11 protein-coding genes are annotated in these 17722 nt (G+C 30.3%); 5 read left to right on the forward strand and 6 right to left on the reverse strand.

Annotation, left to right across the window (positions count from 1 at the left end; genetic code table 11):
* The first annotated feature begins 131 nt into the window (after nt 1-131).
* The 3 genes from B6F84_RS04910 to B6F84_RS04920 all read left to right on the forward strand — a co-directional run bounded on the left by B6F84_RS04910 (nt 132) and on the right by B6F84_RS04920 (nt 4519).
* Nucleotides 132-2096: an ABC transporter substrate-binding protein gene (locus B6F84_RS04910; protein ID WP_148691203.1), complete on the forward strand. Its 1965-nt coding sequence runs from the start codon at nt 132-134 to the stop codon at nt 2094-2096.
* Between the two features lie 404 nt (nt 2097-2500).
* Complete coding sequence (locus B6F84_RS04915) at nt 2501-3682, forward strand: mandelate racemase/muconate lactonizing enzyme family protein (protein ID WP_148691204.1); 1182 nt, start codon at nt 2501-2503, stop codon at nt 3680-3682.
* Complete coding sequence (locus B6F84_RS04920; RefSeq protein WP_187152758.1) at nt 3683-4519, forward strand: bifunctional 2-dehydro-3-deoxy-phosphogluconate/2-dehydro-3-deoxy-6-phosphogalactonate aldolase; 837 nt, start codon at nt 3683-3685, stop codon at nt 4517-4519. It abuts the gene before it with no gap.
* Between the two features lie 257 nt (nt 4520-4776).
* Here the strand turns inward: B6F84_RS04920 and B6F84_RS04925 are convergent, their stop codons facing one another.
* Nucleotides 4777-5733 (reverse strand): acetamidase/formamidase family protein, encoded by a 957-nt coding sequence (locus tag B6F84_RS04925; protein ID WP_148691205.1) that lies wholly within the window; start codon nt 5731-5733, stop codon nt 4777-4779.
* A gap of 314 nt (nt 5734-6047) precedes the next feature.
* On the opposite strand from B6F84_RS04925, the gene B6F84_RS04930 reads away from it, so the two are divergent.
* Nucleotides 6048-8060 carry a GH116 family glycosyl hydrolase gene (locus B6F84_RS04930; RefSeq protein WP_148691206.1) on the forward strand — a complete coding sequence of 671 codons (2013 nt, stop codon included), beginning with the start codon at nt 6048-6050 and terminating at the stop codon, nt 8058-8060.
* 76 nt (nt 8061-8136) lie between these two features.
* Here the strand turns inward: B6F84_RS04930 and B6F84_RS04935 are convergent, their stop codons facing one another.
* The 3 genes from B6F84_RS04935 to B6F84_RS04945 all read right to left on the reverse strand — a co-directional run bounded on the left by B6F84_RS04935 (nt 8137) and on the right by B6F84_RS04945 (nt 12514).
* On the reverse strand, nt 8137-9165 hold the full coding sequence (locus tag B6F84_RS04935) for a MupG family TIM beta-alpha barrel fold protein (protein WP_148691207.1): 1029 nt from the start codon (nt 9163-9165) through the stop codon (nt 8137-8139).
* A gap of 420 nt (nt 9166-9585) precedes the next feature.
* A complete protein-coding gene (locus tag B6F84_RS04940; protein ID WP_148691208.1) occupies nt 9586-11469 on the reverse strand; it encodes a Sip1-related alpha-galactosidase in 1884 nt (627 codons plus the stop codon).
* A 391-nt stretch (nt 11470-11860) separates the two neighbouring features.
* Nucleotides 11861-12514 carry a hypothetical protein gene (locus B6F84_RS04945; RefSeq protein ID WP_148691209.1) on the reverse strand — a complete coding sequence of 218 codons (654 nt, stop codon included), beginning with the start codon at nt 12512-12514 and terminating at the stop codon, nt 11861-11863.
* A 372-nt stretch (nt 12515-12886) separates the two neighbouring features.
* On the opposite strand from B6F84_RS04945, the gene B6F84_RS04950 reads away from it, so the two are divergent.
* A complete protein-coding gene (locus tag B6F84_RS04950) occupies nt 12887-14494 on the forward strand; it encodes an AMP-binding protein (protein WP_148691210.1) in 1608 nt (535 codons plus the stop codon).
* A gap of 93 nt (nt 14495-14587) precedes the next feature.
* Here the strand turns inward: B6F84_RS04950 and B6F84_RS04955 are convergent, their stop codons facing one another.
* Together B6F84_RS04955 and bgaS are read right to left on the reverse strand one after the other, a co-directional pair.
* On the reverse strand, nt 14588-15775 hold the full coding sequence (locus B6F84_RS04955) for a hypothetical protein (protein ID WP_236749071.1): 1188 nt from the start codon (nt 15773-15775) through the stop codon (nt 14588-14590).
* A gap of 379 nt (nt 15776-16154) precedes the next feature.
* Nucleotides 16155-17615, reverse strand: coding sequence for a beta-galactosidase BgaS (gene bgaS / locus B6F84_RS04960; RefSeq protein ID WP_148691211.1), 1461 nt, complete (start codon nt 17613-17615; stop codon nt 16155-16157).
* Nucleotides 17616-17722: the final 107 nt, after the last annotated feature.

Below are 17722 nucleotides of genomic sequence, written 5' to 3' on the forward strand. Positions count from 1 at the left end.
ATATAAACTTATCTCAAATACTTAAAAACAATTCAGTATTTCATGAGAAATAAATGATATACACATTACTAATTACGTCTTATCTACATAAAATTTATATTGTAATAATAGTAAAGCTTAATTGATGATAAATGGTCAATAAAAAAACACTTTATGGAATATCCAAAGCAGCAGTAGCAATAATCATAATAGTCGTAATAGTAATAGCAGGAGCAGCAGCATACTTAGTAACAACACACCACCCATCCGTATCAGTATCAACAATCACACTAGCAGCACCCAACTCAAACGTACTATGCGACGTAGCACAAACAGCAGCACCAGACGCACTAGACCCAGCAACAGGATTCTACACACAAGACGGACCACTATTTACAGCAGTATTCCAAGAACTAGTAGAATTTAACGGAAGCAACTACCACCAACTAGTACCAGTAATAGCACAAAACTGGACAACACCAAACTACCAAAACTACTACTTCTACCTAAGAAACTACATACACTTCCCAGACGGAGTACAAGTAAACGCATCAACAGTATGGTTCTCACTCTATAGAACAATACTAATGGGACAAGGACCAGGAGTATCAAACTACATAGAACTACTATTCAACGCAACAGTATACTCAAACACAGGATATGCAATACCATGGGGAGTAAACAACGCAATACAAAACGCAACAGGACTACCAACAGCAAACAACTACAACCTAACAGCAAAAATACTAGCATCAATACTATCAAACTTCAACGCAAATAATGCGACAATACAAAAAATAATGGAATATCCAAACCAAGCAGTAGTAGTAAAAGGACCATACGAAGTAGAAATAAACACACTAATACCATACAAATTCTTCCTATATGATATAGCAGCATGGTGGGGAGCAATAGTCAACCCAGTAGTAGTTGACGAACACGGAGGAGTACAACCCAACACACCAAACACTTACTTAGACGAACACGGAATGAACGGAACAGGACCATACGTGATAACATACGTATCTACAGGATTAAGCACAATAGACTTAGAAGCAAATCCAAACTACTGGGCTTCAGGACATAGCGTGCCAGCAGTAGCAGAACCAGCACACATAAAAGAAGTAGTAATACAATATGGATTATCTCACGAGGATAGAGTAGAAGACTTCATAACTAATAAAGCTCAATTATCATACATTTCAGTACCATACTTGTCACAAATACTTGGAGCATCACCATATTCTAAATTACCTATAAATGCTTCACTAGTAAATCTAGGTTCACAACCAGAAGTGTTGTATATTAGTATGAATACTCAGGAGTTTCCTACTAATATTACTGATTTTAGGTTGGCTTTAGAGTATGCTATTAATTATACTGCTTTGTTGCAGATATTTGAGTATAAGGGTGTTACGTTGGCTTCTGAGTTTTTGGGTCCTATATCTCCTCAGTTTCCTGGGTATTATAATCCTGATAATTTGAGTATGTATTCTACTAATTTGGGTTTGGCTATGAAGTATTTGAATGAGGCTGGTTATGAGGGTCATTTCTATGTTGTGTTGCCTAATGGTACTACGCTTGGTGATACTAGTGGGACTGAGTTGTCTACTATGGATATTTATGCTTTAGCTCCTGAGAATGCGTTGGAGGAGGATGAGTTGACTATAATATCTCAAGATTTGCAGCAAATTGGAATATCTACTAGTGTTAAGTTAGTGTTAGCTAGTGTTACTGATGGTTGGACTACTCCTTCTGGTACTCCTAATCTTGTAGATCTAGGATGGGTACCTAATTGGCCTGATCCTGTATTTCAGCAGTTAATTCCATTATCTGATGTACAAGATGGTGGTATTTCTGGTAATTTAGCTTGGGTTGATAATCCTACGTTGCAGAATATGTATAGTACGTTGCCGTTTATTACTAATACTACTGAGCAGGAGGAGTTGGTTGGGCAGGCTTATAGTATTTTGTATCATATGGCTCCTTATATATGGTTGCCGGTTCCTTCGACTTACTATTTTGTTCAACCGTATGTTCATGGATTTGTCTATGATCCTTTCACTGGCTATTACTATAATATGATGTATTATAGTACATACACGTATACTACGTAATGATGTAAAATTGTATTAGAAGTTATTTTCTTTTTTTATCTCTAATATTATATGAAACTTTAATTTTCATTTAAAATACTTTAGGATATTACCTATTATTAAAAATTATTTAGTTTATTATTTCATAACTTGATTTATATTTATCATTAGCTTGTTATTTATGCGTATCATAATAAATAATGTATATAAAATGATCATAAGTAATAGATAGTTTTAAACAATATGAATAAAATAACTATCAAAAAATTTTATTTTCGATCTGATTAGATAGAAATTCTAGTTATACTTAAAACATATAAGATATCTTCTAGATTTTGTATATCGATTTTATTAGTCCTAATTCTGTAACTTAAATTAATTAACAATATGGAAAAGTTTAAGATATAACTAACGCAATATTAAATATGAAAATCCAAGAAATTGAGCCAATAGTTCTTACTTCTACGGAAAAAGGAGGTTCTACATGGGCATCTTCGATGATAGTAGTGAAAGTTACTACTTCGAATGGAATGGTAGGATATGGTGAGGCTGTTCCTACATTAAGAATAATATCAGTTTATAACGCTATTAAGCAAGTATCGAAAGCTTTCATAGGAAAGGAAGTTGAAGATGTAGAAAAGAATTATCATGAGTGGTATAAGCAAGATTTTTATCTCGCTAGATCTTTTGAGTCAGCTACGGCTACTTCAGCTATTGACATTGCATCATGGGATATTTTAGGCAAAGAATTAGGTGCTCCAATACATAAACTAACGGGTGGTAAATTTAGGGATAAGGTTTTAGTTTACGCTAACGGATGGTATAATGATTGTGTAACTCCAGATGATTTCGCTGAAAAAGCTAAGGATATAGTAAAGAGAGGATATAAAGGATTAAAATTCGATCCGTTTGGCGAGTATTACGATTGGATTGATGAAAAAGGATTACAACAAGCTGAAGAAAGAGTAAAGGCAGTGAGGGAAGCTGTAGGAGATGAAGTTCATATAATGATTGAACATCACGGTAGATTTAACGCTAATTCAGCGATTAAAATTGCACACCGTATAGAAAAATATAATCCTTTATTTATGGAAGAACCAGTACATCATGAGGACATTGAGGGATATAAGAAATATAGATCTTCTACTAAAGTAACTGTTGCTTTAGGAGAAAGGCTAGTGAGTTTAAAGGAAGCTATGTTTTATATAGATAACAGATTAGCTGACATCTTACAGCCTGACATTACAAACATAGGAGGTGTGACGATAGCTAGAAAAGTTACTGCATTGGCTGAAGCAAATGATATAGAAATAGCTTTTCATAATGCCTTTGGATCAATACAGAATGCTGTGTCAGTTCAATTAAGCGCTTCAATACCTAATCTCGTAATTTTAGAAAACTTTTACGATTGGTTTCCACAGTGGAAAAGAGACTTAGTTTATAATGGGACTCCAGTAGAAGATGGTTACGTTAAAGTTTCGGATAAGCCTGGAATTGGAGTTGACGTTAATGAGAAACTTTTAGATGAATTAAAAGCTGAACCAGTACCTCTTGACGTTAAGGAAGAACCTGTTTGGGTAGTTAAAAATACATGGAAGGGATTTTAAATGATGGATATAGTAGTTCCTATACTTACTCCTTTCAATAATGGAAAAATTGATAAAGAGGCTGTTAAAACTCACGTGGGGAATTTGCTGAAGAAAGGCGTTGATATAATTTTTGTTAACGGTACTACTGGTTTAGGACCAGCTTTATCTAAAGATGAAAAGAAGGAAATGCTTGATGCTGTCCTAGACGTTACAAATAAAGTAATATTTCAAGTTGGTTCTCTCAATATGAATGAAGTTATCGAATTAGTAAGGTATGCAAACGACAAAGACGTTTTAGCTGTAGCTTCATATCCCCCATATTATTTTACTCTACCAGAGGAATTTATTATACTATATTTCAAGGATATCTGTGAAGAAAGTAAGCATGACGTATATCTTTACAATTATCCTGGAGCTACTGGTAAGGATGTAAATGTGGAAATGGTTAAAAAGATTGGATGTTTGACAGGAGTTAAAGATACTAATCCAGATTTTCAGCACACGATAAAATACAGAGAAGTTGAAGGAATGAAAGTTTATAATGGTTTAGAAGGACTAGCTATAGCTTCAATGTCAGTCCTAGACGGTACTGTTGTTGGAGCAGGCAATTATGCTCCAGAGTTATTCTCTCAACTTAGGGAATATTTAAAGGATGGAGATATGAAAAAGGCTATGGAAGTTCAACTTCTAATAAATAAATTAGTAGGACTAACTCAGAAATATGGTCAGTTTTCTGCTGTTTACGAACTAACTAAAGCGTTTCAAGGATATGACGTAGGATCTCCAAGACCGCCAATATATTCGTTAGAATCCAAAAACCTAATTGATGAAGCTAAAAAGATTTGGAATAAATAATGAGTTCAGTTCTAGTTTTCATCTAACTTTTTTAAAAAAATGATACCTTTTTTAAGTTTATATCTTTTAATTTAATCTATCTATTTTTATATTTCTTAGGTAGAAAATTTATACATTACGCTATTTTTGTTATATAATTAAAAAGACATGAGTTACTCATTATCATACATTAAATAATTAAGCTATGTTAATTTCCGTAAACTGCTATAAGTAAAATCATGTATCAATTTGAATGATCTAGATAAATTAAGTTTTAATTAAAAAATTTCTATTTCTTTTCCTAATATGTCTTTTGGTAGGTAAGCTGTTACTATCCAGTTAGGAACGTCAACAACTTCGCTCACTTTTAGATTTACAGCAACACTAGCTAACATATAAGCTTCAACTGGAGTCATATATTTTGAAAGAATGGAAATAATTCCCTTAATGGCTTTTTTACTAGCTATCCATAAATTAGAATCTATTCCAGGATAAGCAATGTATTCATTAAACTCCATCTCCTTAACTTTACCGGTTACAAAAATTGGTTGAGTTAATCCAATATTCTTGACAACATTAATCTTCATAGTAACTTCTAAAGGAGCTTCAATAGCTGTACCACAAACTTCACCATCGCCTTGAGCTAAATGAGTATCGCCTATTGATAATAACGCTCCTTTAACGAAAACTGGCAAGTAAAGCTTAGTACCAACTGTCAAATGTTTAATATCTAAATTTCCTCCGTTTTCTCTAGGAGGAATTGTACTGTATTTTCCACGATAAGGTAGTGCAGTCCCGATAACGCCTGGAAATGGATAAATTGGAATTTTTACGTCTAATTCTCCAAACTTAGCTTGTGCATATTTTTCGTCGATTTGCCAAATCTTTAATGCTGGCCCTTGTAAATCTATTGGTGAAGTATATTGTTCATCTACTAAAAATCCAAATCCAGGTATTACTCCAGTCCATCCCCAACCTTTATTCTTGAACTCAAGAAATTCTATTTCTATTGCATCTCCGGGTTCTGTTCCTTTTACTTCTATCGGTCCAGTTAATGGATGAATTCTTGAAAAATCTAATGTTCGTAAATCTTTTTCTGATGATGAAGGACTTATTTGTCCGTCTGAAGCTTCTTTAGTTTCAACTGTTATTATATCGCCGTTACTTATGCTCATTATTGGTTGTAGAGAATTATCCCATTTGCTATGAGTAATTGCGTGGATTGTATGGTTCATGGATTAATTTTATAGAACTAGAATAAAAATATAGCTTTTTGTTTTTAGATCAGAATTTAGTAATTAATAATTAATTTAAAGATTATCTAAATTTTTCAGAAAATTTCATATCATAAAATATTAATTATCATAATATTTGACTCTTTTTAAGATGAGGGGATAGAAAATATTAATTTCTTCAATAATTCTTATATATAAAATGAAAAATTTTACTCATAAAGTTAGATAGGCAAATATAACTAAAATATAATTGCATTCTTATTAGTAATGCATACATATAATAATTTTATATCCTATTAAGCAAAATACTTGCTATGGTGAGATTTTCATATACAGATAGCCTTAAATCAGGTGTACCTTTGGGCGGAATAGGAACTGGTAAATTAGAAATTAATAATAAAGGAAAACTAATAAATGTTACTATTTTAGGAAATTTTTCTAATCCTATAAAAACAACGAGAGGATTTCATATATTTGTAATTCCTGATGAGTCTACTTCTTTCTTTTTAGAGAAAGAGTTAAAAGTTTACAATATGCAGAATTATGAGATTGACGATTTAATATATGAAGGAGTTTATCCTTTTATTTTTTTGAAGGGAAATAAGAACGGAATAGAGGTTAATTTAACTGCTTTTTCATCTATTATACCTAATAATATTAAAGATTCAAATATCCCTGCTGTAGGTATGGAAATAGAAGTTAAGGGAAGTAAAAGTGGAAAAATTGCATTATCTTTTCCTAATATTGTAGGAACTTCTCCTATAGGTAGAAGAGATAGAAGAGTTGGGAGTGGTATTATTTTCGAAAATCCAAAAAGTATAGATTTAGATCCTAGAAAAGGAGAAGTATATATTACGGGAGATAATGTATCTAAAACTATTTCACAATATAATATTAACGTAGATGCTGTAGAAGCTTTTAGTAGCTTTATTTATAAGGACTTGTACGAGCAGAACAGAGTGTGGAATTTATTGGAAAAATATGAATCGGATGAGCATGAAGTCACTGGCTTTTGGGATGATCCTGCCGGTATAATAATAAGCGATTATAAAGAAAATAGAGTGAGATTCGTAATAAGTTGGTACTCCAGAGGGAAAAGCTTCCAATACCCTTATGGATATTTCTATCATAATAATTTCTCAAACGCAATAGAAGTTGCTAATTATTTTTTAGATAATTTTGATAGGTTAAAAGAAGAATCAATGAAATGGCATGACATAGATGCTGAACCATGGCTAAAGGACGCAATAATTAACTCGGCATATATCCTTTCGAGTAGTACTATACTAGATGAGAAGGGAAGATTTGGCATATTTGAAGGACCAGAAAATTTTCCAGTTATAAATACTATAGCAGGATTATGTTATGAAGGTGCATTGCCTATACTTTTCTTATTTCCAGCTTTAGAGAAAAGTGTAATTAGAGAATTCGCTTATGCTATGAGGGAAGATGGATATGTTCCTCATGATTTGGGATTATACTCTTTAGACTTACCAATAGATGGAACTACTTCTCCTCCAAAATGGAAAGACCTGAATCCTACATTTATTTTATTAATTTATAGATATTTTAAATTTACTGGAGACAAAGAATTTTTAAGAGAATTATATCCTTTTGCAATTAAGGCTTTAAAATGGGAGTTAAAACAAGATAAGGATAATGATGGAGTTCCAGAACTAGAAGGATCCGGAGATAGTGGATTTGATGTTACTAGAATAAAGGGTATAGATAGTTATACCACATCCGTGTATATAGCGTCCTTAATAGCTCTAAGAGAAATGGCAATTATACTTAATGATAAAGAAAACAAAGATTTTATAAATGAATTATTAGAAAAAGCACGAAAAGTTTACTCTTCATTATTTAATGGCAAATACTTTATTCCATGGACTGATATTGAAGAAAAGTTTGTCTTTTCTGCTCAGATTCTAGGAGAATGGTGGGTTGAACTACTTGATTTAGAAAAAATAATAGATGAAGAAAAGATATCTTTTGCATTAAATTATATCTTAGAAATAAATGGAAAAGTTTCTCCTTATTGCACGCCAAATATGGTAAAAGAAAATGGAGAAGTAGTAGAAAAATGGACTCAAGCATACTCTTCATGGCCAAGATTAGTTTTTGCAATAAGCTGGCTAGGATATAAGAGAAATAAAGAAAAATGGTTAGAGATATTGAAGAAAGAATGGGATAATTTAATTTCTAAAGGTATAGTATGGAATCAACCATCGAGAATTAATAGCAGAGATGGAAATCCAGAACCTTTAGATGGATATTTAGATCACTATATAGGGAACGCATCTATATGGTCATTTGTAAAAAAGTAATTTTTATCTTTATTTTCCTTTAGCAAATTTTTGTTTTTCCTCTACTGTATATTAAGACTAAATACGCAAATATCTTTTACTCCATATATTTTGGAATAAGCTGTACGCTAATTCTTTCTCCTATATAATCTAACATGTCCATATCTTCTGGATCGACTTCACCTATTACATTAAATCTATCATCGGCTTCTACATCTTTTTTGAATATCCATACTTCTACTACATCACTTCTTCCATTCATAACACTAACACATCCTTTAAATCTTCTTACTATATTTCTTTTAGTTATTTTATTTTCTTTTAGTATATTTAGAGCTAATGCATATTCTTTTACTCTTACATCATTAAAAGTACTGAAAATTTTCTTTTCTTCATCCGTAATGCCAGGGTAAACAATAACATGTAGTTTAGTCTTATCTTTAGCTTCATATACTTCGATTAATTCTTCATCAGTAGGAAATGGATCTCCTAAAATTATTCTATCTATATAATTAGTGTTAAATAAAATAGATGCTCCTTTTCCAGGAGGTTTTCCTCTAATAGTTTCAGTAGTAGTTCTCCCTTCTCCTCTAGGTGTAGGCACGAAAGCTGCTACTTCTATTCCTCTGCTCTTAAATTCTTTAGATTTACTAATTGTTGATTCTAGTGATAAAGCCGTATACTTTATCGGATAAAAATCATGACTAGCCTTAAGATTTTCTATATCTTTAACTTGTTTGATTAAATGATCTAATCTATCTACTGGAAATATACTTGCGTTCAAATCAATTTTTAATCCTAAGTCGTTATTAGCCATTTTTATTAATTCATCCTCAGAAAATCCATAATCAGCTCTAAGGCCTCCTACGTTAAGCTCTTTAAAAATCCTTAAATCTGATGGAGATGCATTAAAAGATTTCAATATATCTGGATTAATATCTACAAAAAAATACATATCATACTTCATAGCTATACTAGATATTTCTTTTATGCCTTCAATATAATTTGCATTTATTCCAGACCAAATCTCTTTATATCCTATTTTACCAGCCTTTTCAGCTACTTCTTTTAGTTCATTTATTTTGTCTCTTCTCCAAGCCTGGCTTAAAATACCTACTTTTCGCATACATTATAGTATATCACCACCATATTAAGGTATACTCTCTATATCAAGGTATACCATCATCCGAGAATATGTACATAGTATTGAATCACTAATAACTACTTTAGGATATATGTAACTTATTTTTGTAGGAATTTGTTGAAAGTTTCTTTAGTTACTTAAACGCTTTACATAAGGGATAAAATAAATTGGCGTTACACAATTTCTATAGAGCAATAAATGAATAAATATAGTTAGTATTGAAAATAAAATTATAATATTTGTTTTTAATGTGTTCAAGTAGAATTATGGTAATTTTTCTTCAGTAAGAATTGCGTTAGTTTAATAATAAGGCTAATTATGTGTACCTTGCTAGTATTTTCATTTAATGCATTTATGATATTTATATTAACTGAAAGGCTTATTGCAATCAAAAAAGGATAGTTATAAATTTACTTGTACTTCTTTAATTGGATCGTCTAGTATTATTAGAGTACCTGAAGTTAATGGAGTCTCATCTTTCATTGTAGCAGGAGGTAATAAGAACTCTTTTAATCCGATCTTTGTTCCTTTTTTAGCTAGAATTACGATTTCAGCTTGATTTTCATCTAATTCTACCTTTAGATCGCTAAAATTTCCATATTCTTCCGCAATTACTTTATAATACATTAATGATTCTTCGCTTACATGATAAGGTAGATCTTTTAGCGTTATTGTGTCTTTAATCTTTTTGCTATCTTTATTAACATTAAAGAAAGCTATAACAGGGATGTTATTGGCTTTTGATGCTAATTTTAGAAGAACGTCTTCCTCGTAAGGGTTTTTGAAAATTAAATCTTTAGTTATGATAGCGGGATAATCTACTGTAGTAATACTATCTTTAATAATTATCTTCTTTAGTAAACTTATATTTGTTCTTTCCGGATCTCTATCTGTTATGTAAACTGGTCCTCCACTAAATATACGGGAGACTAAATGAGGTAATGCGTCAATATCATAAGAAGAAAACATATCGTAGTCCGGATAAACAATGTTATTAAAGAAGAGTGAGTTGTATGCATTAAATAGGATATGTAATTTAGTTCCTGTCTTAGAATTTGGTAAATAATCATTTGAAGTTCTCATAATATTGCTGTAAAAATAATTAGTATAGCATTCTGGTGTCATTGACATACAGCTTAAGACTTCTAGGTCTTCTAAATATGCTGAAAGTTGAACTGCTAATATTACATTTTCTGGATAAGAGTAAAATTTTCTTACACTCCATTGGTTATCTACTTTTATGAATGATAATGTTTTAGCTACTTTTTTCAAATTTCTATGGAATGTATTGAAGGCTTTTAATCCTTTCTCTAAATCTTCTGGAGGAACATAAGTATTACCTGTTTTTAATCCTTCTTTTAATTCCTTTTTAAATTCTTCCGTGTATCCATTCCAGTAAATGTTTATAGTATGCCATATTCCTAGTTCATTAAATTCTGGAAATCCGGAAGGAAACTTTGCAGGATCAAATATAGATGAAAGGGCTTTATTTTCATCTAATTTCTGATATCCATCGTCTATTATTATAAAACCGAATCTAATTCCTTTCTCTTCTATTTTTCTAACTGTATTAGTTACTTTTTCCGAGTCTAATGTTGTAAGGAAGGCATTCCAAGAACACCAACCGAGTTTTCCAATTATTCTAGGCTTTCTTTTGGTTTCTCTTAATTTTACCGGCAATTTACTAGCCATACTCTCAAAGGAGTTTCTTATTGAAGCGTATGGATCATCAGATTCACCTATAAATAATACCCAAGCAATTTTATCTGGATTATATTTTCCTTCTAGAACTAAAGTTAGATTATCTTTCAATGAAGCTAATACTCCATTATTACTAGCTACTAGATAAGTATAATATTTATCTTCTCTTTTGGTTAACAATGCTGTAGTGTAATAAGCTACATTTTTAGAATCTTTGGAAGTATAAGGATACGCCCAACAAGGATATAACGAATTAAGTTCATTTAAATCCTTAACGTTTCTAAAAAATGGGTATTTAATATTAGGTTCATTGACATCACTTCTATCAAAAGCATACATTTGTGGAAAATACGTATAAGCTTTATCGTAATTCACTATAGGAAGTATAGTTAAACCTAGAAAAGTTTCATATGGTTCAAGTTTGATCTCAGCTTTAGTAAAAGAAGCTTCTGAAGAAATACCTATTCCGTGATCTATATAGATTCTAGTATTAAATACATCATATTCTTGGTAATTCTTAGTGGAATACATTAGTTTTGGAATGATATCATTTTTTACAAAAATTTTATCTAATAATATATTCATAATAACGAATAATTATAAGAATATAAAAAGTCTTTTTCCTTAAATAATAAGTAATACTTACTGATTAGGTTATTGATATCTTCACTACATTAAGATTATTTATTTTTTCCTTTTTTTAATATCTTGAAACATTAAATGTAAGAAGGTTAACTATTGAATAATTTACAGTCATAATTAATTAATAAATATCTATATCCTTGTTTATATTAAGTAGAGCACGATATGTTAAGTGATAACTGCATCCATTACTTGTACTAACACTCTTATTTCTGCTTGAAAATAATTTTTATTCTGTATATATTTGTTCTCTCAATAATTATAATTTGCCATGGGCTTCAAATTAATCTCTAATTATGCTATATATTTTATAACATGAATTATTTGAAACTTACTACGTATATATGGAATAAAATTCCTTCCTAGTAATTTCTTTACCTGCATTATATATCTTTCCTTGTTTAATAATAAAATTGTCAATTTTTACTGATCCATCGTTATTAATTTCGCATATCTTACACTGTTCTAATATCTTGGAATTTCTTATTCCATTTGCTTTTAATCCTATTTCACATAATACATTCTCAGTTGATAAATAACCTAAATTTAAAGGAGGAAATAACGCTTTAATTTTACGAAAGTCTCTAGCTAATGCTTTCAATATTTCTATTTTATTTATCTTACATCTGTATCCTTCTATGTAACATATTATAGTATTATTATTTAAAACATGAAACTCTGAAGATGCAGGAAAATTAAGATTATTCAAAAATTTTATAATATTTTCGTCTGGTTTCACATTATCAAATTCTATAAAGTATTTAGAGTCAGAAACATATGAAATAATAGACTCAGCACTATTGATTGTTAACCCTTGAATAGATAGAAATACGTTATTGGAAATCTTAATTCTTATAGAAATTTTACCGTTCAAATAGCTTAGTTTATAATTATACGCTGATACGTTGTACTTTGTTAGGAAATTCAATAGATTAGTTAAGTCTTTAGTATCAGTAGTTATCACGTATTTACCTATAACCTCTTTCATAAAAGAAAAATTATTTGGTCAAATTAATAGTTGATTATATACTTCCTCTCTTTTTTAAAAACATAAAATATATGCTTTTCATGTAGCAAATATTATTAGTTATATAACTTATTTTCAATTTTAATTATAGATAAAAACTATATGTCTTTAACTATATAGATCAAATCAGCAGAAACTTTATTCTACAATGTCTTCTAATACTTTATATGTATCTTTTGAACTCTAATTTAATTAAAAACGTTTTTACTATAATAGCTAATAAAGATTCTAATTATTTATTATTGCTATATTAAAGATTTTATTGTTTTATTTTTTATAAAAAATATTAAAAAGAGAAAGAGTTAAAAACAATCATTACAATATACCTTAATTATGATCAAGAGTAAAAATAAATTTGATATAAGAGTATTTGGTAGCACATATGAGGAAATAAGAAAAAATTTTGTTTGGCCTCAAAAATTCAACTTCATTGAAAGTGTTGATGAAAATAGTGGTATAGCTCTAATAGAAGATAGCAAAGAAATAAAATATCAAGAAATTAAAGAAAGGAGTAATGGTGTTTCAAAATTTCTCAAAGAATTAGGAGTTAAAAAAGGAGATATAGTAGCTGGAATGTTACCTCAAGGCTTCAATTTGCTTTCTGCATTGCTAGGATCTTATAAGAATGGTAGTATTTATCTATCTATGAGTATATTATTTGGAACTGATGCAATAAAGTTTAGATTAAATCATAGTAAAGCATCAGTAGTTTTCACTACGTCAGAGTACGTAAAGAAAATTAAAGAAGTTTATAATACAATAATAGTAAGCGATGATGGAGGAGATTATAATTATGATGATATAGAAAAAGTAAGTATCATAGAATATAATGAGGTTAAAGAGAATGAACCAATACATTTATTCTATACATCAGGAACTACTGGAGAGCCAAAAGGAGTCTTACTGCCTAAAAGCTGGATTCTAGGGCATTTACCAGCATGGCAGATTTCATTAGATTTCCCAAAAGAAAAAGAAATATTTATAACGCCAGCTGAATGGGCATGGATAGGAGGTTTAGGTGATTTAGTACTTCCAGCCTTATATTACGGCAATACTGTAATTACATATAAAAGACAAGGTAAATTTGATCCTATAGATTTTTTAGATGTGTTAGAGAACTATAAAGTGAATGGAACATTCATGGTTCCTACTGCAATTAGAATGCTTAAAAACCATGAAAATGAAGTTAAAAAATATAATTTAGAATTAAAAGCTATAATAAGTGGTGGAGAAGTAGTTAATCCAGATTTGATAACTTGGACAAAAAATAATATGAATACAGATTTAAACCAAATTTATGGACAAACAGAAGCTAATTTGGTAATATGTAATTCTCCATTAATAATGAAAGTAAAGCCAGAATATACAGGTCCAGAATGTCCAGGCCATAAAGTATTAATCTTAGATGAAGAAGGAAAAGAAGTAACTAATACTATAGGAGAAATAGCGATAAAACTCCCAGATCCTAGTGCAATGATTGAATATTATAAGAATCCAGATGCTACTAAATTGAAGATAAAAAATAATATCCTATTCACTGGAGATATGGGATATATAGATAATGAAGGTTATATTAAATTTGTAGGAAGAAAAGACGATATAGTAAAAGTATCTGGTTACAGACTTAGTGCACTGGAGATAGAAAACGAAATAAGTAAGCATCCATCAGTTGCTTCTTGTGCTGTAGTCGATATCCAAGATAAAATAAGAGGATCGATAATTGTGGCTTTTATCGTACCTAAAGAAGGATATAAGCCTGATATTAATCTCGAAAATGAGATAAAAACTTTTGTAAAGAATAAGCTAGCTACATACGCTTATCCTAGATTCATATTCTTTGTTGACGATTTACCAAAGACAGTGACAGGAAAATTAAGAAGAGTAGAACTAAGAAAATTAGCAGAAAAAATGATAGAAGATAGAGAGCGTAGTTCCTCTTGAATATAAGTTATTGTAAACCAGTAAAATAAGAATCATAACACAAAAAATTTCTGAAAAAAGAAAAAGTGAAATTATTTTTTAAAATATACTAGATTAAAAAACTGCTTTAATAATTGCATCTATCTCGTTTTGGGAAGAGATCTTAACCCAGTTTACTGGATTTTCTATAGTATTTATACCTTTTTTAATTTCTAAACTTTCTGTATTTTTGTCATCAAATGCTGTTTTAAGGATAAGTTTTGCATCATTATTTATAGAAATGAACAGCTTACGTACGTTAGGTAGATAAAACCACCTACTCTCTGTCCCTTTAAATTTACCCCTCAATTCATTGTAACTTTTTGGATCAAATATAGTATTATCGACATACTCCATCCATATTTCATGAGTATACCCTTCCTTTCCAGTATCAGGTCTAGAACTATACGTATCTCTAAATGATGCAAAAAGAAGTTTAGGTTTCCCATCTGGCTCAGTAGTATAATGCGGATGTCCTACTTGAGTAAACGAATCATCTAATCCTAAGAGAGGCATAAGAGACCCTTGAAGAAAACTTACATTTTTAAATGCATCTATTGATGAAATATTATCAGAAAATACTTCATCCATACTAGGGCCTACATAAGTTTGTAAAAGCCATTTTGACATAGGAGTAGCCTCAACAAATATTTGAAATCTTGGAATTAATGTAAAATCTAATACATCATTAGACTTACCCCAGGATGCTCCTATTTTTCCCCAGTCTTCAATATTTAGTTTTTCAAAATCATCTACATTTCTAATTACATATAATTCTAAACTAGAGAATTCATTGGAAGGACTTACTGCTATAGCATCTTTTATGTTAAGATAAGCTCCAGTTGGCCTTATAGCTAAACCAGAATCTTTATTAAAGTCATTAATAAGGTTCTTATATCCTTTTAATTTCCAGTTACTATCAAAAACTAGAAAATATAAGTTCTTTCCATGGCTCGAAGTAATATAAAACTCATCTTTAGCTTCATTATAAAATCCTCTTACTGCATTATTACTATAATTTACATTTTCTGGAAAATCTGACGGTAATATTTTTATTAAAGCACTAAGATCAACATTCATGGAATCATCTATGGGTGCAACAAAACCTTCTCTTTTAAGTCCAATTGGATCATTCCATCCTGTGAATAATAGCCAATGCTTATCTCTCTTGACATCATAAATTATATATGGTGTTCCTACGCCACCTTTAATTTCATTATTTTGTATTTTTTGAGGAAGTAGTATTGGTTTAATTATAGTCATTATATATAATTAACTTATCTTATATATATATTCTTACTTTACTCAAAATATGAAATTCCTAATAATGTTAAATCAGCAAATGCAGAAATTATGTTTACGCTAAAGAAGTACAGTTATTTAATGTGCCTTTGAACGAGGAATTTAAAGAATACTAAGAATTTAGATAAAAACTATCTAGTTAATTATCTAATACGAAATTCTTAATATGATAAGAACTTAAGAGCATAAAAATTATATTTTCAGCTAGTTTTATATTATTAGTCACTAAATTGTCAAGAAACATTGGATACATTTATTGTCGATCTCAGAATAGTTGACATCATATTATTTGATATTGCGTTTTAATTAAATATTTATCGTATTTAAGTAGAAGAATTTGCTATAGTTCCTTCTTACAACGACATAATTGAACTGGAGGTATTCTGTTCAAAAATTCTAATTCGTCTGTTATTCCGTTATTTTTGGCTATTTCTCTATAGACGAACGCTGATGGCCTCCAATATAATTTTTTAGTAGGAAAATCAACTTTCAATAAACCAAATTTCATTGAGAAACCTACTCCCCACTCATAGTTATCTGAGATAGACCAATGCATATATCCCCTAACATCAGCTCCTTCATTTATGGCTCTATTCGTTTGATAGATATGAGAAACTAAAGAGTAAGGTCTCAAATAATCCATATCGTCAGCAATACCATTTTCTGTAACATACATGTGAATATGATATCTATTCCAATATTTAACGAGCACATCGTACAATCCTTCTGGTGCTACTTCCCATCCGTTGTCACTACACGGAAATCCTGAGGGACTTACAGAGTTAGGTCCACAACTATGACCATAACCGTTTACTCTCGTATACCCGTCTTCAATCTTTTTTACAACAGTTCTTGTGTAATAATTTACTCCTATCCAATCTACTTTGTTTTTTAAATCTTCTCTAATTATTTTTTCTTGTTTTTTAATTTCGCCCCTTATTATAGCATCAAAGTACATCCATCTATTTTCATACTCTGCAATTTCTACAGCCTCAATATCATTTTCACTTGCAGGCTGAAATGAGGTATTAGCATAAACTATTCCCACAGATTTCTTTGAAATATTTTTTATCGCATCATAAGCTCTAGCGTGCGCCTGGACAAGATTATAGAAAGCCTTTTTTCTCAATTCCAAGTTTGCCTTTATTGAAGGAATAAATGAATTACCCCAAACCACATTAGGCTCATTAATTGTAACGTATAAGTCTACTAAATCATCGAATTTCCATGCTACGTATGCAGAGAATCTTGCAAATTCGTAAACTGTACGAGTACTTAACCATCCCATAGGTCCAGTAAGATCTCCATTTCTTATTCTAATTGGATCATGTAGCCAGAGTGGTAGAGGCCAGTGATATAAATTCAATATAAGATGGATTTCTCTATTCTTAATATCTTTAAATATCTCTCTATAATGAGTTATTGCATCCTTATTAGCATAGTGATCTATTTCTCTTAATATATTTTCATTTATTTCAACTTCTGTTATGTCTTCCTCATTTTCCTTAAAATCCTTAGGTTTTGGTAGGGGTTTAGGAAATATTCTTGACCATTCAATACCTAATCTAGCTATTTTTAAATGCATTCTTTCAGCGTTATCATGAAAAATTCTATAATTCTCCCAATAATTAGCACCATCTTCTGGAAAATCCCCACTAACTATTCTAGACATTATATTTTCTTTATCATGAACCCAAACGTACCAATCAGTATTAGGATCTTCAGAATTTGAACTACCCATCTCAAATTGAAATCCAGATTGTGACCAACCAAACTTAAAATTGTTAGGAAATCCTATCATTTTATTTACCTTATATCTTTCTCTAGGGCGAATATTTAAGCATTATAAATATAAGGCACTTAACTTAGTTGTGTTTCTTTTTTATAGAAAGAATAAGGACAAATTAT

Origin of the sequence: Acidianus manzaensis (assembly GCF_002116695.1) — an archaeon.
Taxonomy (GTDB): domain Archaea; phylum Thermoproteota; class Thermoprotei_A; order Sulfolobales; family Sulfolobaceae; genus Acidianus; species Acidianus manzaensis.

What these genes read in the sequence shown, in the direction of transcription:
- B6F84_RS04955 (WP_236749071.1), bottom strand. Translation starts at nt 15,775, where the DNA reads ATGACTATAATTAAACCAATACTACTTCCTCAAAAAATACAAAATAAT.
- B6F84_RS04915 (WP_148691204.1), top strand. Translation starts at nt 2,501, where the DNA reads ATGAAAATCCAAGAAATTGAGCCAATAGTTCTTACTTCTACGGAAAAA.
- B6F84_RS04930 (WP_148691206.1), top strand. Translation starts at nt 6,048, where the DNA reads ATGGTGAGATTTTCATATACAGATAGCCTTAAATCAGGTGTACCTTTG.
- B6F84_RS04945 (WP_148691209.1), bottom strand. Translation starts at nt 12,514, where the DNA reads ATGAAAGAGGTTATAGGTAAATACGTGATAACTACTGATACTAAAGAC.
- B6F84_RS04910 (WP_148691203.1), top strand. Translation starts at nt 132, where the DNA reads ATGGTCAATAAAAAAACACTTTATGGAATATCCAAAGCAGCAGTAGCA.
- B6F84_RS04950 (WP_148691210.1), top strand. Translation starts at nt 12,887, where the DNA reads ATGATCAAGAGTAAAAATAAATTTGATATAAGAGTATTTGGTAGCACA.
- B6F84_RS04935 (WP_148691207.1), bottom strand. Translation starts at nt 9,165, where the DNA reads ATGCGAAAAGTAGGTATTTTAAGCCAGGCTTGGAGAAGAGACAAAATA.
- B6F84_RS04940 (WP_148691208.1), bottom strand. Translation starts at nt 11,469, where the DNA reads ATGAATATATTATTAGATAAAATTTTTGTAAAAAATGATATCATTCCA.
- B6F84_RS04920 (WP_187152758.1), top strand. Translation starts at nt 3,683, where the DNA reads ATGATGGATATAGTAGTTCCTATACTTACTCCTTTCAATAATGGAAAA.
- B6F84_RS04925 (WP_148691205.1), bottom strand. Translation starts at nt 5,733, where the DNA reads ATGAACCATACAATCCACGCAATTACTCATAGCAAATGGGATAATTCT.
- bgaS (WP_148691211.1), bottom strand. Translation starts at nt 17,615, where the DNA reads ATGATAGGATTTCCTAACAATTTTAAGTTTGGTTGGTCACAATCTGGA.